Genomic DNA, 19647 nt, shown 5'->3' with positions numbered 1-19647 from the left:
GAGTTTGCTCACGACAGGTTTACCTGACGTAGGACAAATTATCGGCGGAATATGTTGCCGTGCTGCATGATTCGTCACCAGTGACGAAAGTGTGCGGGAATCACGTTCGACGGCCTCGATATCTGCGCGCACCGTTGGCCTTTGAGCCCGCGGGCCCGCCGACCACGACTCCTACGCTCAGTGGTGCGTGGCCTCGCCAGCCGAGGCCGTCGCCGTACGTCACCGTCGGAATGCTCAGCGTCGACACCGCAGTCGAAACATCGACGCCAACTGATCAGATTGGCGCGTTGGCCGCTTCGTCGTCGGCCTCGCGCCCGTACCGGGTGGCGAGCCACGAGCAGATCATGAGCTGGATCTGATGGAAGATCATCAGCGGCAGGACGATCAGGCCCACGGCGCTCCCGGCGAAGAGCACGGTCGCCATCGGCAGACCGGTGGCCAGGCTCTTCTTGGTTCCGCAGAACTGGATGGCGATGGTGTCGGCGCGGTCGAAGCCGAGCCGCCGCGGTACCCAGCGGGTGACCGCCAGCATCACGACGACGAGCAGTAGCGAGATCACCGACACGGCGACCACCTGCCACACCCCCACCGCCGACCAGATGCCCTCGACGACGCCTTCGCTGAAAGCGACATAGACGACGAGCACGATCGCGCTGCGGTCGGCCAGCTTGGTGATCTTCGCGTGCCGCGTGAAGAACGGGCCGACCCATGGGCGGGCGAGCTGGCCGAGCAGGAACGGCACCAGGATCTGGGCCACGATCTTCAGCACCGACGTCGCGTCGATGCTGATGTCACCGCTGCTCTGCATCAGCGCGACCACCAGCAGTGGCGTGAGGAAGACGCCGAGGATGTTCGATGTCGAGGCGCTGACGATAGCGCCGGCGATGTTGCCGCGGGCCATCGAGGTGAAGGCGATCGAGGACTGCACGGTCGAGGGCACGAGGCACATGAAAAGCAGACCGGCGTACAGGTCCTCGCCGATGAGTGGTTCGACCACCGGCTTCAGTGCGAGACCGATCAGCGGGAACGCGATGAACGTGAACGCGAGGATCGTGAGGTGCAGGCGCCAGTGCTTGAGACCTTCGAGTGCCTCACGTGGGTGCAGACGGGTGCCGTAGAGGAAGAACAGCGCCGCGATGGCGGCGACGACGATCCAGTCGAGTGCCTCCGCGGCGGCACCGCGGACCGGGAGGAACGCGGCCACGACGACGGCGACGATGATCGCGAGGATGAAGCCGTCGACCGGTGAACGGTCCAAGAGTTGCTTGAGAGTGCGCATGGGTGTGCCCTCGAAAGGTGGTGGGGGTGAGACGCGTGGGTGAGACGAAAGAGCTCAGGCCTGCGCGGTGTCTCCGGCGCAGACGCCGCGCAGCGAGCACGCACCACAGCTGCTGGTACCGCAGTCGGAAGCGGGATCCGAGGGATCCTTGTCGGCGGGCCCGTGGTCGTGGGCATCTCCGCCCGAGCAGCAGGAGCAGCCTTCGTCGTCGGCGGGGACGGTGGCGGCTGCTCGTACGGCAATGCCGCTGACCAGCCCGATCACCGCGAGCGCTACGACGAGCGCGACCAGACCGAACACGGGTGCCCACCCGCTGGAAACCGCGAGGGTGGCGATACCGCCGAGCACGAGGATGGCGCTCGCTCCGAGCGTGCCCGGTGCCGCGACCCGGTTGGCGACGCGGAACGCCTCGTCGGAGCGCATGGTCTCGCCGGAGCGGACACCGGCCCAGCGGTTGCGCGGCAGAGAGCCGCGAAGTCCTCGGATTCCTACCACGACCCAGAGTCCGGCCAGCACGAAGAGCAAGACGGCGACGGCAACGGGCAGGGCGTTCACGACCCACAGCATACGACCGTGCGTCGTACGGACCGAATCGGAGCGTCCGCCACGGTTCCGGACGTCACGCCGCGCGACCGGATTCACGGCCGGTCCGGGACAGGATTTACCCTGGTCGCGTGACTTCAGCTGAGACCAAGGGCAGCGGCTCGGCCGGGACGACCGGAACCGGCACCGCCGACACCACCGCGCATCGCTACACCGCAGCGGTCGCCGGTGACATCGAGCAGCGCTGGCAGCAGACGTGGTCCGACGAGCACGCCTATGAGGCGCCCAACCCCGTCGGACCGCTGGCCGGTGACCTCAGTGCCTTCGGCGGGGGCGGTGCCGACGCCGCGGACAAGCTGTTCGTGCAGGACATGTTCCCCTACCCGTCGGGAGCCGGACTGCACGTCGGGCACCCGCTCGGCTTCATCGCCAGCGACGTCTTCGCGCGCTACCAGCGGATGACCGGCAAGAACGTGCTGCACACGATGGGCTTCGACTCGTTCGGCCTGCCCGCCGAGCAGTACGCGGTACAGACCGGTACGCATCCCCGCACCACGACCGAGCAGAACATCGAGCGCTACCTCGGCCAGATCCGCCGTCTGGGTCTCGGCCACGACGAGCGACGCCGCGTGGCGACCACCGATGTCGAGTTCTACCGGTGGACCCAGTGGATCTTCCTGCAGATCTACAACGCGTGGTACGACGCCGACCAGGGCAAGGCGCGACGCATCTCCGAGCTGGTCGACGAATTCGCCTCCGGCGCACGCCCGTTGGCCGGCGCATTCGCGGGCCGCGCATGGGCTGACCTCTCCCCCGCCGAGCGGACCGAGGTCATCGACGATCACCGCCTGGTCTACCTGAGTGATTCGCTGGTCAACTGGTGCCCGGGCCTGGGCACCGTGCTGGCCAACGAGGAGGTCACCGCCGATGGTCGCAGTGACCGCGGCAACTTCCCCGTCTTCCGGAAGCATCTGCGCCAGTGGATGATGCGGATCACCGCGTACTCGGACAGGTTGCTCGACGACCTGGACCTGCTGGACTGGCCGGACAAGGTCAAGACCATGCAGCGCAACTGGATCGGACGTTCGCGCGGCGCCCAGGTGCGCTTCGACGTGCCGGGTATCGGTGACATCGAGGTGTTCACCACCCGCCCCGACACCCTGTTCGGAGCGACCTACATGGTGCTCGCGCCCGAGCACTCCCTCGTCGACCGTCTGACCGCGACCGAGTGGCCGGCGAACACCGACCCGCGCTGGACGGGCGGAGCCGCCGATCCGGCCGCGGCGATCGCCGGCTACCGGGCGTCGATCGCGGCCAAGTCCGACCTCGAGCGCCAGGAGAACAAGGAGAAGACGGGCGTCTTCACCGGCAGTTTCGCGGTGAATCCCGTGAACGGCGAACAGGTTCCGGTGTTCATCGCCGACTACGTCCTGATGGGTTATGGCACCGGCGCGATCATGGCGGTCCCGGCCCATGATGCCCGTGATCACGAGTTCGCGACCGTCTTCGGCCTGCCGATCCGCGAGGTCATCGGGTCGGACACCGATATCCAGGCCGAGGCGTATGTCGGAGACGGGCCACTCGTCAACTCCGGCTTCCTCGACGGACTGCGGGTCGACGACGCGAAGGCCGCCGTCGTCGAACGGCTGGAGGCCGACGGTGCCGGAACCGGAAAGATCCAGTACAAGCTGCGCGACTGGCTGTTCGCCCGGCAGCGCTACTGGGGTGAGCCGTTCCCGATCGTCTACGACGCGGCAGGCCGGCCGCATGCGCTGCCGGAATCGATGCTGCCGGTGGAACTGCCGGAAGTCGACGACTACGCACCGGTGTCCTTCGATCCGGACGACGCCGACAGCGAGCCCTCTCCCCCGCTGGCGAAGGCCACCGACTGGATGACCGTCGAACTGGATCTCGGTGACGGCCCGCAGACCTACACCCGTGACGCCAACGTCATGCCCCAGTGGGCGGGCAGCTCCTGGTATCAGCTGCGCTACATCGATCCCACCAACTCGGACACGTTGTGCGCCAAGGAGAACGAAGCGTATTGGATGGGTCCCCGTCCGGCGCTGCACGGCGAGAACGACCCGGGTGGCCTCGACCTCTACATCGGTGGCGTCGAGCACGCGGTTCTGCACCTGCTGTACTCGCGGTTCTGGCACAAGGTCCTGTTCGACCTGGGTTACGTCACCAGCCGCGAGCCCTACCGGAAGCTGTTCAACCAGGGCATGATCCAGGCGTACGCCTATACCGACTCACGCGGAATCTACGTACCTGCCGAGGAGGTCACCGAGGAGAACGGCCAGTTCTTCTACAACGGTGAACAGGTCCGCCAGGAGTACGGGAAGATGGGCAAGTCGCTGAAGAACTCGGTGACCCCCGACGACATCTGCCGCGACTACGGTGCCGACACCCTGCGCGTCTACGAGATGTTCATGGGTCCTCTGGACCAGTCGCGTCCGTGGGCCACCAAGGACGTCGTCGGCTCGCAGCGGTTCCTGCAGCGCATCTGGCGACTCGTCGTCGACGAGGAGTCCGGCGCGGTGCGCGTCACCGACGCCGAACTCGACGACGACACGAAACGGTTGCTGCACAAGACGATCGCCGGTGTTCGCGAAGACTACGACGCGCTGCGTAACAACACGGCGGTCGCCAAGCTGACGGTGCTGACCAACCACCTGACGAAGAACTTCGAGAAGACCGGTCCCCCACGCGAAGCCGTCGAATCACTGGTGACCATGCTGGCGCCCCTGGCACCGCATATCGCGGAGGAGCTGTGGCATCGCCTGGGTCAGGGCGGTCTTGTGGTGCGCGGTCCCTTCCCCACTCCCGATCCGAAGTGGCTGGTCGAGGACACCGTCGAGATCCCGGTTCAGGTCAAGGGCAAGGTCCGCAGCCGCATCACCGTGGCCGCCGATGCCGACGAGGACACCCTGCGTGCCACCGCCCTCGCCGACGAGAAGATCGCCGCGATCCTCGACGGTGCCGAACCGCGCAAGGTCATCGTGGTGCCCGGCCGGATGGTGAACATCGTCCCGTGACCTTTGCTCCCTGAGGTGCGAGGAGCGATAGCGACGAGCCTCGAAGGGCCCCGATCTACTTCGGCGGCAACTTCCGCGCGAAGTCGGCGCCGATCGCGACCCAGCGGGAGAGTTGCCGGTCGGTGGCGACACCGTCGTCGCCGACGCGCAACCAGCCGCGCGTCTCCCGGCCCGACATGACCATGGGCGCGGTGTGCGGATACTCGAGCAGGCTGTCGGTCTCCTCGGGCGGGACGCGGACCAGGATGCCGCCCTTGCCGCTCGCGGCGACCGCCATGTTGCCCTTGATCAGGAACGCCAGTCCGCCGAACATCGACTTCTCGTCGACGCCGCACTCCGTCGCCATCAGCGCACGGATGCGAAAGGCGAGTTCCTCGTCGTAGGCCACCGGTCCAGGCTATTCGCCGTCGGAACCCGCGAGGGACTTGGCAACGAACTTACCGGGCAGTAAGGTATCGACATGGCGATCAACCTGGAGCTCCCGAAGAAGTTCGATTCGACGGTCGAGCGCACCCACATGGCTGCCGAGCACCTCTTCCGGCCCATCTCGCGCAAGTACGACAAGGCCGAGCACGAGTATCCGGTGGAACTCGATGAGCTGGCCAAGCTGGCCAAACAGGGCCGGTCCTCGGAGAAGTCCGCCGATACCGACAAGTCCGCATCGGACGCGCCGTCGGTGAACGGCGCCAACATGCGCGGTCTTCTCTCCGCACTGGAGATGAGCTGGGGCGACGTCGGACTTCTGCTCTCCATCCCGGGACAGGGACTCGGCAACGCGGCGATCGCGGCGGTGGCCACTCCCGAGCAACTCGAACGCTTCGGTGATGTGTGGGCGGCGATGGCGATCACCGAGCCCAGCTTCGGCTCCGACTCGGCCGCGGTGACCACCACCGCCACGCTCGACGGCGACGACTACATCCTGAACGGCGAGAAGATCTTCGTCACCGCCGGTTCGCGGGCCGACCATGTGGTCGTGTGGGCCACCATCGACAAGACCGTCGGACGTGCGGCGATCAAGAGCTTCGTCGTGCCGATGACGACCGACGGTGTCACGGTCGCGCGCCTCGAGCACAAGCTCGGCATCAAGGCCTCCGACACAGCGGTCGTTCGGTTCGAGAACGCTCGTGTGCCGGCCGAGAACCTCCTCGGTTCGCCGGAGATCGACACCAAGAAGGCCTTCGGCGGGGTCATGCAGACCTTCGACAACACGCGCCCGGTGGTCGCGGCGATGGCCATCGGTCTCGGTCGTGCGGCGCTCGAAGAACTTCGACGGATGCTGGAGGACGCGGGCCACCAAATCGACTACGACCGTCCCGCATCGGCTCAGCACGCCACCGTCGCGGAGTACATCCGGCTCGAATCCGACTGGGAGGCATCGTGGTTGCACACGGTGCGCGCGGCCTGGATGGCCGACAACAAGCAACCGAACTCCGCCGAGGCGTCGATGTCCAAGGCCAAGGCCGGTCGCACCGTCACCGACATCACCAACAAGGCGGTAGAAATCGGTGCCACAGCGGGCTTTTCGGAGACCTCCCTGTTGGAGAAGTGGGCTCGAGACTCGAAGATCCTCGACATCTTCGAAGGCACGCAACAGATTCAGCAATTGATCATCGCGCGCCGGGTGCTGGGTAAGACGTCGACGGATCTGAAGTAGCAGACCGTCCCCGCCGTTCGCAGGCGGATTCGACGTAGCGATTCTGGATAACCGACAGCAAATGCCGCCGAGCCGGCACATCTGGTTCCACGACGTGTGACCATGGGGCGTAGGGGTCGGGCATCCGGCCCGGCCTGCGACCGCTGTCGGAGGTGGCGATGTGACCACAACCCTTGATTTCGACGTCGACCCGTCGCTTGTGGACCTGTACAAGCACCTCCACCGGCATCCCGAACTCGGTTTTCGAGAACAGCAAACCGCAGCGATCGCGGCAGATCGCCTGCACGCAGCGGGTTTTGAGGTCACCACGGGAGTGGGGAAGACCGGTGTCGTCGGCATCCTGCGAAACGGGGACGGACCGACGATCGCGCTGCGCGCCGACATGGACGCACTCCCGGTCCGCGAGGACACCGGTCTCGACTACGCCAGTACAGTGACCGCAACCGACGACGACGGCAAGTCGGTGCCGGTGGCACATGCATGTGGCCACGACCTGCACACCACGTGCCTGCTCGGGGCATCCGCGGTCCTGGCTGCGAACACCCGAGAGTGGTCGGGAACGCTGGTTGTGGTCTTTCAGCCTGCGGAGGAACTCGGTGCCGGCGCGCAGGCGATGGTCGACGACGGCCTGTGGGACCGGTTCCCGCGACCCGACGTGGTTCTGGGCCAGCATGTGGCTCCGCTACCGGCCGGCAAGATCGCGGGCCACCCCGGCGCCTCGTATGCGGGCTCGGATTCGTTGCGGGTCCGTCTCGTCGGCCGTGGAGCGCACGGATCCATGCCCGAGGCATCTGTCGACCCGATCGTCCTGGCGGCGTCGACGGTGCTGCGACTGCAGACCGTCATCTCCAGAGAGATCCCGAGCACCGCCACCGCGGTGCTGACGGTCGGCTCGATCCATGCGGGCGACGCGGCGAACGTGATCCCCGGCGAGGCCGAGATCCAGCTGAACATCCGTAGTTACGACGAGGGAGTCCGTCGCAAGATTCTCGACGGTGTCGAACGAATAGTCCGCGGCGAGGCCGCTGCCTCGGGAGCGCCCGACGAACCGACGGTCACCGAGATCGAGCGGTTCCCCGTCGTCACGAATGACGCTGACGCACTGGACAAAACCCTCGAGACATTCGCGGAGTGGCTCGGCGAGGGCAACATTCTCGACCCCGGGGCCGGTGCGGGCAGTGAGGATGTCGGGATTCTCGCGACGAGTTGCGATGCACCACTGTCGTATTGGTTGCTCGGGGGTGCGGACCCGTCGCTGTTCACCACCGGCGACATGACCGACCCGGCTCTGCTGACGGTGCCCTCCAACCATTCACCGCACTACGCGCCGGTGATCGACCCGACCCTGCCGATCGGGGTTCGGGCGCTGGTGCATGCCGCGCGCTCCTGGCTCGGTCCGGGCATCTGACGTACGGTCACACCCGACCGATCAGCCACTCGGCGATGACCTCGGCGTTGCGCGGATCGGTCGCCACTCCCGGGTGCCCCGTGAAGTGGTCGTAGTAGGTGACCGGTACGCCTGCCCGGCGATAGGTCTCGACCAGCCCCGACACCAGGGGTGCCGGCGACACGGTGTCGACTGTTCCGGAGTCGATCCGGACCGGCAGTCCGCGCGGGAAGCGCAGTGCGGCAACGTCGTTGTCGCGGAGGATGCCCAGTAGCGCTTCCTTCATCTCGGCACCGCGCGGACCGAGGAGATGCGCGGGAGCGAGACCGCCGAACGAGTCCGGGGCTGTCAGATCGGCGTAGCAGCGGGTCTCCACCTGCGGCCGGAGCTTCCGTGCCGCGGTGCTGAGCCCACCCGTCTCCATGAGTCGGTCGAAGGCGGGATCGGCTGCGCCCGCGCCACTCCCGATCAACGCGGCCAGCCCCATGAGTTCGTTGATGGCCGGTCCGGCCACCGGGACATTCGAGGCGCCGTCGAGCAGGGCGGCGATCTGCGTCGGCGGTGCCAGCGCCGACACCGCTCGCAAGCGCAGGTTTCCCCATTCCGAGGACGGACGGGCCGCGGCCGACAGCGCAGCGACCGCACCCTCGGAGTGGCCGGCCACGACGACGTCATGCCCGATACGAGGGTCGAGATGGGCAGTGGCGAACGCCATGTCGACCGTCGATCGCGCGAGCGAGGAACCGATGAGGTAGGGATGTGGGCCCGGCGCACCGATGCCCTCGAAGTCCGGCCGGGCGACGGCGAACCCGGCGTCGAGAAGTCGGGCGACGATGGCATCTCCGGACGTCATCCGGGGGAGCTCGGCGTGGTCGGAGTGCGCGGTCGAGGGGGCGCAGTCGTCGGCGGCACCGACCGTCATGTGGTTCCAGACGGCCAGCGGCCAGCCCTCGGCCGGCGGCGGGCTCGACGGAGTGAGCAGGGTTCCGGTCATCTCGGTGGGTTCGCCGCGGACCGAGGTCGAGCTGTACCGCACGCGGAGCGTCGAATCAGCCTGGGGGAGAGCGACAACGGGGTCGTATACGGCTTCGGTGCTGATGACGCGGGGGGTGACGAGGTGGACGGCCGTCGAGTTCGGGGACGGGCCCGCCCAGGTGGACCCGACACCGGCGAACGCGGCGGTGCCCACCGCGACGGCCGCGATGGCTCCGGCGAGCAGCCGTCGGCCGACCGGTCGTCTCGTATGGCTCACGGAGTGTGCTGGCACCGTCACTCGTAGCAGGGTAACCGCGCGTGGCCGGTGGCGCGCCGGGGAACGCGGGGCGCGACCCGTTTCATCGCAACAGTCGCTCCCGGAGCGCGGCCTCCCGCTCCAGACGTTCGGTGTCGCGACGTCGGCGCTCGGCCATGATCGCCGACAACACGTCCTCGAACGGGGCGCCCGGCGGGGGAGCGGGCGCGACGAACGGCGCCACATCGAACACGATGCGGCGGGCGGCATGGGCGCGCGGCTCTGGTTTCATGCCGTGCCGGCCGTCGAGGAACTGGCGGACGATCACTGCGAGGCGGTCGGGGAGCGCCGCCATGTCTGCCGCCCGCGCCCACACCTCGAGTTGCGGTGGCATCTGGATCGGTGCCTGGTCGACGATTCGGTGCCGATCGCGGATCACATAGGTGCCTGCCAGCAGATCCCCGAGGCGTTTGTTGCGGCGAGAGATGGCCGCGGAGATCAGCGCCGGCAGGCCGAGACATGCGAAGAGTTCGACGAACCCGACCAGTGCGCGGGTGAGCGCGTGCCGGAATCGGATGGGACCCGCGTCGTCACGGACGGTGCGCAGCCCGAGGACGAGGTGGCCGACGGTCTTTCCCGGCGTGACGGTCTCGAGCGCGGTGGGAAGTGCGACGACGGCCAGGATGGGAATGAGGGTGTTGATCGTCCCGCGCCAGGCCTCGTTCGCGTCGATGGCGACCTTGAACGAGAGCCACCAGAGGAACAACCACAGACCGAATCCGAGAGCGACGTCGATGATGCCGGAGAGAATTCGATAACCGAGGTTTGCCGGGGGCAGTGCGAGGGCGACCGCCTCACCCGAGACGAGGTCGTCGCGGCCGACCCCGACTGTCGCCGTGGCACCCGCACCCCAGGCAACCGTGCCAGGTCGGCCGGCCACCGGCGCACCGGGTGCACCCGGCGGCGGGGGAGGCGCGGGACTCGACATCACGCCTCACCCTACGACGTGACGGCACCGGGTGGCCGTCGGACTGCACCGGCACGACGTCCGCTGAATGACACGCGCCGACATGACGAAAACGGCGGTTAGGCTGACCGGGTGGATCTCGACGCCTATGTGTCCGCGCACCGCGCGACGTGGGAGCGACTCGACACCCTGTCGCGTCGTCGTCGTCTCACCGGCGCCGAGGCCGACGAGATGATCGACACCTATCAGCGGGTGGCGACGCATCTGTCGGTGATCCGATCCGCTGCCCCCGACGCGTCACTCGTCGCCTACCTCTCGTCGTTGCTGGCGCGCGCTCGGGGGCGTGCCACCGGTACCCGGGTCAGCACTCCCGCGACGGTCGTCGAGTTCTTCGCCGTGTCGTTTCCCGCGGCCCTCTACCGGATGCGGTGGTGGTGGCTGTCGGTGATGGGTGCCTCGCTGGGTGCGGCGGCACTCATGACGTGGTGGGTCCTGGAGCATCCGCGCATCGAGAGTTCCTTCGCCTCGCCCGAGGAGATCGAGCGACTCGTCACGAACGACTTCGAGAACTATTACAGCGAATTCGAGGCCACCTCGTTCGCGGCGCGGGTGTGGACCAACAACTTCTGGCTCGCTGCCCTGTGTATCGCGTTGGGCGTCTTCGGCTTTCCGGTCGTCTGGATGCTCTACACGAACGTCTTGAATCTTGTGGTCGTCGCGTCGATCATGATCCGCCACGGTCGTGGCGACCTGTTCTTCGGGCTGATCCTGCCGCACGGGATGCTGGAGCTGACGTGCCTGTTCGTCGCCGCGGGCGTCGGACTTCGGATCTTCTGGGCCTGGGTGTCACCCGGGAACAGAACGCGGGCAACAGCTCTCGGCGAGGCGGGCCGAGCCGCGATAGGTGTTGCCCTCGGTCTGGTCGTGGTGCTGCTGCTGTGCGGGGTGATCGAGGCCTTCGTGACCCCGTCCCCGTTGCCCACCTGGGCGCGCATCGGGATCGGAGTCTCGGTGTGGTCGCTGTTCATGGCCTACGTCTTCGTCGCCGGACGCCGCGCGGTCGAACACGGAGACACCGGCGACCTCGACGAGGCCGACCGCGGGCTCACCGTGCCGACCGCGTGACCGCATAGTTGCGCCTCGACCCCCGGACCGCAGGTCGACCGCCGGACCGCGAAAGACGTGGAGGCGTCGAGGCGACGTCCACCGGTGCCCCGACACCGCCTACGATCACGGGAGAATCTTCGACGAAGGGAACGACCGATGGCCGCTCGTAAGGGATCGCTGGACAAAGTCTCGCTGGTGGGAGGTGGCCTGGCCGCGGTCGGGCTCGCGCACTTCGTCGCACCGCAGGCCTTCGCGCCGATCACGGCACCGGTGTTCCCCGACGACACGACCACCTGGACCTACCGCAACGGTGCCCTCGAGACCGCGATCGGTGTGGCGCTGGTGTCGCCCCGCACCCGACGGCTGGGTCTGGCGGGGCTCGCCGGGTACGTAGGGTTCCTCGGCTACCGGGCTGTGCTCGCGAAGAAGTGACGCCCCCTCGGTGACAGTCGCCCTTCGGTGGCTCGTCGCCAGCGCTCCTCCTATGTGCAGAAGCGCTACTTCCCAACAGCTGCGCTATTTACAACTAGCGCAGATCGGTGTCAGGTAGCGCTTGTGTCGGTCAACAGCGGAGCACGTACACGAGACAGATCGGCGCCGACCCGCGGGTAGCGGTCGCTCGGCGAGGACGGCTAGCTCGGAGCAACCCCCGCGTCGCGGAGTGTGATCACTGGGTGGAAAAGCGCTGTGCCGTCGAGTCGTCCTCGGCCGTATCGAAGGCCTCCCGGGCACGTTCGATGTCAGGCATGTGTGCCGTCGCCCATTCGAGGATCACGTCGATGGGTGGACGAAGTGTCTTGCCCAGCGGGGTGATTCGGTACTCGACCGCGACCGGGCGCGAGCTCAGCAGGACCCGTTCGACGATGCCGTTCCGCTCGAGCTTGCGCAATGTCGCGGTGAGCGACTTCTGGGTGACCGTTGGTATGGCGCGCCGCAAACCGTTGAACCGGCAGGGTTGCTCGCAGAGTTCGTTCAAGACCGCCAACGACCATTTGTCCAGCACCTGATCCAGCAGTTCGCGATGTGGTGCGCTGATCGCGAGCTCGACGGACTGTCCACCGGTATCGGTCATGAAACCACGTCTCCTTGAAGTGTCCTGCAGCCACCAAGTATCAAAGATATACCTATTGGATGCCGCTGAGGAGAACACCATGACCGTTGACTACTCGACCCCGCTGGGCATGACCCAGCCGACGCCATACCACCACGTTGCTGTGGGCACGGGGACGCGTCACGTGCACGTCAGTGGCCAGATCGCTCGAACGGCCGACGGAACGCCTGTGGCACCGGGTGACCTGGCGGGCCAGGTCGCTCAGGCGCTGCGAAACACCGCAGCCGGCTTGGCAGGGGCGGGGGCGGCTTTCGGCGACGTCCTGCGGTTGACGTTCTACGTGACCGACTGGGCGCCCGAGAAGATCGCCGATTTCATGGCCGGTGTCGAGCGCGTTGCCGAGGACATTGGCCTGCCGTCTCCGATGCCCCCCGCCTCGTTGATCGGCGTCGACTACCTCTTCGAACCCGACGTCCTCGTCGAAGTCGAAGCCACCGCGATCCTCGACTGACGGCGCGGGACAGTCCCTCGCACGATGACTCCGGACTGTCGCGGACCGGTCCCCATTCCAGCCCTCTGCCGACACGGTAAACCACCCCACCGACATAACCGACTGACGCTGGGAGTGGTTGAGCGATTTGTGGATTGGTTGCGGGGTGGATTCGACCAGGCTCGTCGCTGCGCTCGGTGCCGGCTCAACCGGCAGGGGGGTCAGAGCAATCCCCGCGACTTCAGCAGAAGGTAGTGATCGGCGAGTTTTGCGGGGAGTTTTGCCGGCTCGGCATCCACCACGTCGACGCCGAGCCGGCTCAACGCAGTGGCCGTCCGGTTGCGGAGTGTGATCGTGCGGGCCGCGGCCGCGGCGTCGTAGATCTGGGCGGCGTCGCCGCGTTTGGCAAGCATGTGGTCGAGGGCGGGGTCGGCGACCGAACCGATGATCACCTTGTAACGCTGCGCCAGGACCGCCAGCGGTGGGAGCAGAGACTCCTCGACGGCGGCCGGTTCGAGCGGGGTCAGCAGGACGAGCAAGGCGCGCTGACGCCCGATCTTGGCGACCTCGGCACCGAGTAGGGGCCAATCCGCCTCGAGCAGAGCGGGTTCGAGGTCGGCCATGGCGGTGACCAGGCTGTTGAGCAGCATGGTGCGACCGACCCCGACCACCCGCCGGTGCACGCGCCGGTCGCCGGCGATGAGGTCCACCCGGTCGCCGGCATGGGACGCGAGCGCGGCCAGCAGAAGCGCCGCATCCATCGCGGCGTCGAGTCGAGGGGTGTCGCCAACCCGCCCGGCCGAGGTCCGCGAGGTGTCCAGGACGATGACGATGTGCCGGTCCTTCTCGGGCTGCCAGGTACGGACCACCGTCGACCGGCGTCGGGCGGTGGCGCGCCAGTCGATGCTGCGGACATCGTCACCCTCGACATAGTCGCGCAGGGAGTCGAATTCGGTGCCCTGGCCGCGCACCCGCACCGCCGACCGGCCGTCGAGCTGGCGGAGATGGGCGAGCCGCGAGGGCAGGAGCCGGCGGGAATCGAACGGCGGCAATGCTCGGACGCGGCCCGGCATCGCGACCGAACGCTGGCGTCCGGCGAGTCCGAGTGGTCCGAGCCGGCGGATGGTCATCCGTACGGCCAGGCGGTCTCCGCGCCGGGTGGGCGTGAGGATCGTTGTCACCGAGCGTGTCTCGGCGCGCGGAACGGTGACGCGGTGTGTGTTCTCCGACGCGCCCGCCGATGGCTGCCAACTGTCGCGCAGGACACCACGGAACGTCCCCGAGCCGTGGTTGGTGACGGCGACCGAACAGGTCGTGGACTCGCCGAGTCGAAGAGGCCCGGGTACGGAACGCGCCAGGGTGATCGACTTCGTCGATCCGGCGAGCGCGATGTCGACGCAGACGAGCATCACGCAGAACATCACCCACAGCGGCGGGACCACGAAGTTCGGCCAGACCAGGATGGGCACCGCACCGAGCAGCACCAGGAGCAGAGAGCGTCCGGTGAGGAACATCAGCGCGGGACGGGCACCGACTTGACGGCGGCGTCGAGCACCGACCCCACCGAGACGCCTTCGAGTTCGGCTTCCGGCCGCAGCGACAATCGGTGCGCCAGGGTCGACTGTGCCAGCGCCTGAACGTCATCGGGGGTCACGAAGTCGCGGCCGTTGAGCCAGGCCCACGCCCGACTCGTACCCAGCAGCGCCGTCGCGCCGCGTGGGCTGACGCCGAGGGCCAGCGACGGGGAGAACCGGGTGGCGCGTGCGATGTCGACGATGTACGCGGTCACCTGCGGCGCCACCGAAACCCGGCGTACCTGCTCGGCACCGGCCTCGACATCGGCCGCCGAGGCGACGGACCGCAATCCTGCGGCGGCGAGGTTCCGCGGATCGAAGCCGGAGGCGTGCCGTGTCAGGACGGTGATCTCGTCGTCGCGGGGAGGCAGCGGCAGGGTGACCTTCAGCAGGAACCGGTCGAGCTGCGCCTCGGGCAGGGGGTAGGTGCCCTCGTACTCCACCGGGTTCTGCGTCGCGGCCACAAGGAACGGGCTCGGCAGCGGCCGGGGATGACCGTCGACGGTGACCTGGCGCTCCTCCATGGCCTCCAGCAACGACGCCTGGGTTTTCGGCGGGGTCCGGTTGATCTCGTCGGCCAGCAGCAGGTTGGTGAACACCGGTCCCTCGCGGAACGTGAATTCCGAACTGGCGGCGTCGAAGACGAGGGAGCCGGTCACATCTCCGGGCATCAGGTCGGGGGTGAACTGCACGCGTTTGGTGTCGACGTCGAGCGCGGCCGCGACCGACCGGACGAGCAGTGTCTTCGCCACGCCGGGAACGCCTTCGAGGAGAATGTGGCCGCGGCACAGCAACGCGATCAGGATGCCCGCCACGGCCGGGTCCTGACCGACGACGGCTTTCGCGACCTCGGCCCGAACCGCGCCCAGGGCGTCCCGGGCACGATTCTTCTCGAATGCTCCGGGGCGCGTGGACGCCTGCTGCTGGTCGAACGGGTTCTGCTGCGGTGGCGGTCCGGATGGACCGGGCTGCTCGAGCGGGCCGGGGGTGCGGGACGGGTCGACGGTCATGGCGTGAGTCGGACTTCCTTCTCGAGAGCGGTCAGTGCGGCGGTGAAGTGCACGAGTCCCGCGGCATCGGCGGGCAGTGGTCCGGCGAGCAGCGCGTGGACCTCGCCGGGATCGCGGTGGCTTGCTCCGGCCACGGCGACCACGATCGCCTGGACGGACGGATCGGTGTTCTCGGTCCGCGCGACCGTCGATTCCCAATCCGGCTGGGACAGCGCATCTGTGGCCCGTGTCGCGTCGAACGGGAGGCCGAGGAACGATGCGAGCGAGCACAGTGTGTGGATCCGGAGGGCAGCGGCGGCGCGGGCGTCGGCCCCGGCCCGGTGGTACATCCGGCCGCGGGCCCGGGTGGTCTCGATGGCCTTCACGACGGCGGGCAACGGTTCGGTCACCAGTGCGCCGAATCGCCTGCCGCGCCACAGCATCAGCACCAGCACGCCGAAGACCGCCAGCAGGATCAGCGGCCCCACCGCCTCCGGGATGTCGGACTCCTCGTCGTCGGTGTCGACCTCGTCGGTGAAGAGCGGTATGTACCAGAGGATGTCGTTCGAGCTCGCGAAGACCCGGACGGCCACGCCGGCATTGTCGTGATCGGCCAGCTGCTCGTTGGTCACCAAGTCGCCGCTGACGATGACGACCTCCGGTCGGTCGGCGTTGCCTGGGACGATCACCAGGTTCGACGCCGTGTCCGCGGTGAAGCACGCGGTGACCGCGGGCGGGGTCGAGGTCGGGACATAGCCGAACGGGGAGTAGCCGACGATGTCGGTCTCGGCGATCTCCGAGGTCCGGCAACCGGCGGCGACCGCAGCCGGCCCGGCACCGAAGCCGGACGTGACCGGGAGTCCCAGCGCGCTGAGCACAGTGTTGTCCGGCGCGACCAGGATCACCCGGTGGGCGTCACGTACCCGGTCCCGGAACTGCTGTGTGGTACCGGGATTCAGCGCAGACGTGGAACTCACGACCACGGTTGTGCCGCTGTCGGGCCGGGGCGCGTCGGTGAAGTCGTCGAGACCTCGTACCTGCCGGACGTCGGCACCGTGGTCGTCGAGGATCCGCGCCAGCGCCCGGGCTCCGGTGGGCTGCGCGTTGTCGGGGTCGTAGCTGACGCCGGGCCCGGGTGCGCCCTTGACCCCGGTCAGCGCGGTGAGGCCGAGCAGGCCCACGACCGCGATGACGACGACCACCACCAGGACGATGACCACCCAGATCCAGCGCGGGGTTGCATTCTTCACCGGAGCCGGCCGCGGGCCGCGTGTGTGGACTTCGGCGGTCACCGGGGCACCGCCAGTCGACGAGGACGGTTCCCCTCGGCCTGCGCCGGTCGTGCGGAGGCGATCGCGCGGTCGAGTTCGAGGACGCGTGACGCGGACTCCGCCGACGCGTGTCGATCGCCGTACGCGACGGCGTCGAACAGGTCGGTCGCGCGGGACAACGCGTCGGCATGGAGCGGGAATCTCGGTCCGAGGTCGACGGCGACGTCGTGGGCGGTGAGTGACGGTTCGTCGGCCAGCAGCCGTCGCTCGATCCCGCGCCGCGTCATGGACCGGACCGATGCGATCACGCAGGCGTCGTACCGGCCTGCCGCATAGGCGTTCTCGGCCTCGCTCCGGAACTCCTCGGCGGTCCGAGCCGCGCCGGACATCACCGTCGTCGACGTCGGTGTCGAGGCGACCTCGGGCACTCTCGGGTTGCGCCGGAGGTGACGAACGACCACGACGACGAGTCCGAGGACGAGCGCGATCGCGAGGACGATGACGATCACCCGGATGGTGTCCGATCCCCCGAACCATCCGAAGATGTTGTCGGCGAGCCATTCCCAGAGTCGTTCACTGAACCGGTCGAGCCACGACGGTTGCGGCGGCTGGTAGTCGGAGTCGGAAAGCTCCTGCTCGGCCCAGCGTCGGGCCTCGTCGTTACCGGGGTCGAGTGGCTGAGCGAGGATCGGGGTCACCGGCCACCCGGCCCCGTGTGGAGTGCCGTGGCCGTCTGCGCGGTGCGCGCCTCGTCGTAGAGGACCGCCGGTACGACGGTCAGGACCGGTTGCACGACGATCGAGGCCAGGACGGCGCCGATCACCGACGCAATCGTCGCGGTGGTGTCGCCATCACCGCCGAACCACTCGCCGGCGATGGATCCGACGAGGTCGACGGGGTACATCATCGTCGCCATAGCCGCCCAGACCAGGACGCCCATCACCGCGAGAACGCCACACGTCCGCCAGAACCCGGGGACCGAGAGCGCTCCCGAGCGGCCGAGAGCGTCCCGGATCGAGAGTCCGTCGACGACGATCGCCGGTGCGGTGAACACTGTGCGCACGCCGAGCCACGCCACCGGGATCACCGCGACCAGGGCGAGAAGCACACTGCCCGCGACAAGAACGAGCCCACCCGAGCGCACACCGAGTGTGAACAGTGTGACGGCGGGTGTGAAGGCCGTCGCGACGGCGAGCGCGAGCAGCGCGGTCCAACCGAGCAGCGGCATGAGTGCGCGCCGGGTGTGCTGCCACGTGTCGAGGAGGGTGACCCGGGTACCGGCGCGGAGACGGGCCGCCGGGTGAGCTGCGACTCCGCTGAGCGTGCCTGCCACGACGATCCACTGCGCAAATGCGACAGCCACGACCGCAGCGGCCGGTGCCGCGGACGAGCCCCACTCATCCGGATCTTCCAGGAAGGGGCCGGAGCTCACGAGCCAGTACGTGGCGATCACGAGCGGCACCGCTGCCACCAGCCAGCTCGCGCCCACGAGGCCGACGAACACGCGGGGTGCGGCGAAGACGGTCGTGAAGATCCGTTGCAGAAGGTCGGTGACGGACGCGGGTCGCAGCAGCGGCACCGGACCCGGCCACCACCAACCCTGCGGGTTGACCGCGACGGGGCCGTGCGGCCCGGACACGGCCGAACCCCACTGCGGTTGCGGGCCCGACTGCGGTTGTGAGACCGACGGTGCCTGCGAGTCGGCCGCGTCGACGGGCCGCCATTCGTCGGACACGTCCGGAGGTCGCCGCGAGGCCTCGTCAGGCCGGGGCGGCGGTGCGTGCGGGGGCTCGGACATCGACGACGGACACCGGCCTTTCCACGCGGGGGATCTGTGCGGCGAACGTATCAAACAAGCAGGCCCGTGCACCGGAATCATCCACCGGTCGACGGACACGCGTGCTACCGTGCCGAACTAGAACACGTTCTATTTCTGGAGGATTGATGACCGTTGAGCAAGCCGGGCTGGCCGAGAAGATCGACGCCGCCGTGGACGCCTACATCGAACTGCTGAACTCGGGGACCGCCGAGCAGATCGCCGATCTCTACGCGGCCGATGCGACCGTCGAGGATCCCATCGGCGCCGACATCCGCGACACCCGCGACCAGCTCGTGGAGTTCTACTCGGTCATCACCGGTATGGACGAGCGCACCGCCACCCTGAAGTGGAAGAAGATCGCCGGCGACACCGCCGTGTTCGAGTTCACCCTCGTCACCAAGACCGCAGGCCTCGCCTTCGAGATCACCCCGGTCGACATCATGGTGTTCGACGACGAGGGCAAGGTGGCGACGATGCGCGCGGTGTGGCAGCAGTCGGACCTCAAGCAGCTCTGAGTCAGCCCAGCCCCGTCGGTCGCAGCACGATCTCCTCGGGGTGGGCGTCGGCCGGGGTGTGCACGGCCTGCACGACGGCACGGGCGACGGTCGAGGGCCTCAGGAACTTCGACGGGTCGTACTCGTCGCCCTCGATGGCGACGATGTCGCGCTGCATGTCGGTGTCGATGCGTCCGGGGAAGACCGTGGTGACCCGAAGAGTGGGCTCCTCGACGCGTAACCCGTCGGCGAGCGCACGCAGTGCGAATTTGCTCGCCGCGTACGGGGTCCAGCCCGGATTGACCCGGCGCCCCGCGCCCGAGTTGACGAAGACGACGTGGCCGGAGGCCGCCCGCAGCGCGGGGAGCAGTAGTCGCGTCAGTTCCGCCGCCGCGATCAGATTGACCTCGAGGACGTGATGCCACTCCTCGACGGGGGTGTCGGCCACCTTCTCGAGGCTGCTCCCCACGCCGGCGTTGTGGACCAGCACATCGAGGGACGTGATCGCCTCTACCTCGGCCTCGACCTCCTCGTAGTCGGTCAGTTCGACGGCGAACGTGCTGGCACCGTCGAGTTCGGTGGCGAGCCGGTCGAGTTCGGGGGAGGGGCGTCCGCCGAGGAGCAGGTCGTGGGTGGGGGCGAGTTGCCGGGCGATCTCGGCACCGAGACCTCGGCTCGCTCCGGTGATCAAAGCGGTGGGCACTCCTCGACCCTACTGTCGAACCGGAGAAGCCGAGCCGCATCGGGCTCGCT

The 19647-nt window shown here is 68.1% G+C and carries 19 protein-coding genes; 7 read left to right on the top strand and 12 right to left on the bottom strand.

Translation table 11 applies throughout. The annotated features are described in order from the left end of the window. Positions 1-274 precede the first annotated feature (274 nt). Positions 275-1279, bottom strand: a complete 1005-nt coding sequence (locus tag ACSUZC_RS23685; protein ID WP_439030874.1) for a bile acid:sodium symporter family protein — start codon at positions 1277-1279, stop codon at positions 275-277. 54 nt (positions 1280-1333) lie between these two features. Then, entirely contained in the window at positions 1334-1846 is a 513-nt protein-coding gene (locus ACSUZC_RS23680) for an SdpI family protein (protein WP_439030873.1), read from the bottom strand. 107 nt (positions 1847-1953) lie between these two features. Here ACSUZC_RS23680 and leuS point away from each other — a divergent pair, with 107 nt between their 5' ends. Then, a complete protein-coding gene (gene leuS / locus ACSUZC_RS23675; RefSeq protein WP_439030872.1) occupies positions 1954-4860 on the top strand; it encodes a leucine--tRNA ligase in 2907 nt (968 codons plus the stop codon). Positions 4861-4915: 55 nt separating this feature from the next. On the opposite strand, the gene ACSUZC_RS23670 is transcribed toward leuS, so the two are convergent. Continuing rightward, complete coding sequence (locus ACSUZC_RS23670; RefSeq protein WP_439030871.1) at positions 4916-5248, bottom strand: TfoX/Sxy family protein; 333 nt, start codon at positions 5246-5248, stop codon at positions 4916-4918. A gap of 72 nt (positions 5249-5320) precedes the next feature. On the opposite strand from ACSUZC_RS23670, the gene ACSUZC_RS23665 reads away from it, so the two are divergent. Next, the gene (locus ACSUZC_RS23665) at positions 5321-6514 is read left to right on the top strand and encodes an acyl-CoA dehydrogenase family protein (protein WP_439030870.1); all 1194 of its coding nucleotides are present in this window, start codon (positions 5321-5323) and stop codon (positions 6512-6514) included. A 160-nt stretch (positions 6515-6674) separates the two neighbouring features. Next, on the top strand, positions 6675-7922 hold the full coding sequence (locus tag ACSUZC_RS23660) for an amidohydrolase (protein WP_439030869.1): 1248 nt from the start codon (positions 6675-6677) through the stop codon (positions 7920-7922). A gap of 7 nt (positions 7923-7929) precedes the next feature. Here ACSUZC_RS23660 and ACSUZC_RS23655 read toward each other — a convergent pair whose 3' ends face one another. Together ACSUZC_RS23655 and ACSUZC_RS23650 are read right to left on the bottom strand one after the other, a co-directional pair. Beyond that, entirely contained in the window at positions 7930-9168 is a 1239-nt protein-coding gene (locus ACSUZC_RS23655) for a lipase family protein (protein WP_439033216.1), read from the bottom strand. A 67-nt stretch (positions 9169-9235) separates the two neighbouring features. Further along, entirely contained in the window at positions 9236-10120 is an 885-nt protein-coding gene (locus ACSUZC_RS23650) for an RDD family protein (protein ID WP_439030868.1), read from the bottom strand. Positions 10121-10231: 111 nt separating this feature from the next. Here ACSUZC_RS23650 and ACSUZC_RS23645 point away from each other — a divergent pair, with 111 nt between their 5' ends. Continuing rightward, on the top strand, positions 10232-11224 hold the full coding sequence (locus tag ACSUZC_RS23645; RefSeq protein ID WP_439030867.1) for a stage II sporulation protein M: 993 nt from the start codon (positions 10232-10234) through the stop codon (positions 11222-11224). Positions 11225-11362: 138 nt separating this feature from the next. Then, a complete protein-coding gene (locus tag ACSUZC_RS23640) occupies positions 11363-11638 on the top strand; it encodes a hypothetical protein (protein ID WP_439030866.1) in 276 nt (91 codons plus the stop codon). Between the two features lie 235 nt (positions 11639-11873). Here the strand turns inward: ACSUZC_RS23640 and ACSUZC_RS23635 are convergent, their stop codons facing one another. After that, positions 11874-12278: a winged helix-turn-helix transcriptional regulator gene (locus ACSUZC_RS23635; RefSeq protein WP_439030865.1), complete on the bottom strand. Its 405-nt coding sequence runs from the start codon at positions 12276-12278 to the stop codon at positions 11874-11876. 79 nt (positions 12279-12357) lie between these two features. On the opposite strand from ACSUZC_RS23635, the gene ACSUZC_RS23630 reads away from it, so the two are divergent. After that, complete coding sequence (locus ACSUZC_RS23630; protein ID WP_439030864.1) at positions 12358-12768, top strand: RidA family protein; 411 nt, start codon at positions 12358-12360, stop codon at positions 12766-12768. 200 nt (positions 12769-12968) lie between these two features. On the opposite strand, the gene ACSUZC_RS23625 is transcribed toward ACSUZC_RS23630, so the two are convergent. The 5 genes from ACSUZC_RS23625 to ACSUZC_RS23605 form a co-directional block, all read right to left on the bottom strand. After that, positions 12969-14261: a DUF58 domain-containing protein gene (locus tag ACSUZC_RS23625; RefSeq protein WP_439030863.1), complete on the bottom strand. Its 1293-nt coding sequence runs from the start codon at positions 14259-14261 to the stop codon at positions 12969-12971. Further along, positions 14261-15331 carry an AAA family ATPase gene (locus tag ACSUZC_RS23620; protein WP_439030862.1) on the bottom strand — a complete coding sequence of 357 codons (1071 nt, stop codon included), beginning with the start codon at positions 15329-15331 and terminating at the stop codon, positions 14261-14263. Before ACSUZC_RS23620 ends, ACSUZC_RS23625 begins: the two co-directional genes overlap by 1 nt. Continuing rightward, on the bottom strand, positions 15328-16530 hold the full coding sequence (locus ACSUZC_RS23615; protein WP_439033215.1) for a DUF4350 domain-containing protein: 1203 nt from the start codon (positions 16528-16530) through the stop codon (positions 15328-15330). The genes ACSUZC_RS23620 and ACSUZC_RS23615 overlap by 4 nt, the downstream gene beginning before the upstream one ends. 68 nt (positions 16531-16598) lie before the next feature. Continuing rightward, entirely contained in the window at positions 16599-17279 is a 681-nt protein-coding gene (locus tag ACSUZC_RS23610; RefSeq protein ID WP_439030861.1) for a DUF4129 domain-containing protein, read from the bottom strand. Then, complete coding sequence (locus ACSUZC_RS23605; RefSeq protein ID WP_439030860.1) at positions 17276-18316, bottom strand: glycerophosphoryl diester phosphodiesterase membrane domain-containing protein; 1041 nt, start codon at positions 18314-18316, stop codon at positions 17276-17278. Before ACSUZC_RS23605 ends, ACSUZC_RS23610 begins: the two co-directional genes overlap by 4 nt. Positions 18317-18525: 209 nt before the next feature. Here ACSUZC_RS23605 and ACSUZC_RS23600 point away from each other — a divergent pair, with 209 nt between their 5' ends. Next, positions 18526-18915 carry a nuclear transport factor 2 family protein gene (locus tag ACSUZC_RS23600; protein ID WP_439030859.1) on the top strand — a complete coding sequence of 130 codons (390 nt, stop codon included), beginning with the start codon at positions 18526-18528 and terminating at the stop codon, positions 18913-18915. Between the two features lies 1 nt (position 18916). On the opposite strand, the gene ACSUZC_RS23595 is transcribed toward ACSUZC_RS23600, so the two are convergent. Further along, a complete protein-coding gene (locus ACSUZC_RS23595; protein WP_439030858.1) occupies positions 18917-19597 on the bottom strand; it encodes an SDR family oxidoreductase in 681 nt (226 codons plus the stop codon). Between the last annotated feature and the right edge of the window lie 50 nt (positions 19598-19647).

Origin of the sequence: Gordonia terrae (assembly GCF_051789125.1) — a bacterium.
In the GTDB taxonomy this organism is placed as follows: domain Bacteria; phylum Actinomycetota; class Actinomycetes; order Mycobacteriales; family Mycobacteriaceae; genus Gordonia; species Gordonia terrae_A.
Note: the sequence above shows the minus strand (reverse complement) of the source record. Positions and strands in the feature narration are given on the sequence as shown.

Excerpts from the sequence above, each read along its gene's own strand:
- ACSUZC_RS23685 (WP_439030874.1), bottom strand. The coding sequence starts at position 1,279 with ATGCGCACTCTCAAGCAACTCTTGGACCGTTCACCGGTCGACGGCTTC.
- ACSUZC_RS23680 (WP_439030873.1), bottom strand. The coding sequence starts at position 1,846 with ATGCTGTGGGTCGTGAACGCCCTGCCCGTTGCCGTCGCCGTCTTGCTC.
- ACSUZC_RS23665 (WP_439030870.1), top strand. The coding sequence starts at position 5,321 with ATGGCGATCAACCTGGAGCTCCCGAAGAAGTTCGATTCGACGGTCGAG.
- ACSUZC_RS23650 (WP_439030868.1), bottom strand. The coding sequence starts at position 10,120 with ATGTCGAGTCCCGCGCCTCCCCCGCCGCCGGGTGCACCCGGTGCGCCG.
- ACSUZC_RS23640 (WP_439030866.1), top strand. The coding sequence starts at position 11,363 with ATGGCCGCTCGTAAGGGATCGCTGGACAAAGTCTCGCTGGTGGGAGGT.
- ACSUZC_RS23635 (WP_439030865.1), bottom strand. The coding sequence starts at position 12,278 with ATGACCGATACCGGTGGACAGTCCGTCGAGCTCGCGATCAGCGCACCA.
- ACSUZC_RS23630 (WP_439030864.1), top strand. The coding sequence starts at position 12,358 with ATGACCGTTGACTACTCGACCCCGCTGGGCATGACCCAGCCGACGCCA.
- ACSUZC_RS23625 (WP_439030863.1), bottom strand. The coding sequence starts at position 14,261 with ATGTTCCTCACCGGACGCTCTCTGCTCCTGGTGCTGCTCGGTGCGGTG.
- ACSUZC_RS23620 (WP_439030862.1), bottom strand. The coding sequence starts at position 15,331 with ATGACCGTCGACCCGTCCCGCACCCCCGGCCCGCTCGAGCAGCCCGGT.
- ACSUZC_RS23600 (WP_439030859.1), top strand. The coding sequence starts at position 18,526 with ATGACCGTTGAGCAAGCCGGGCTGGCCGAGAAGATCGACGCCGCCGTG.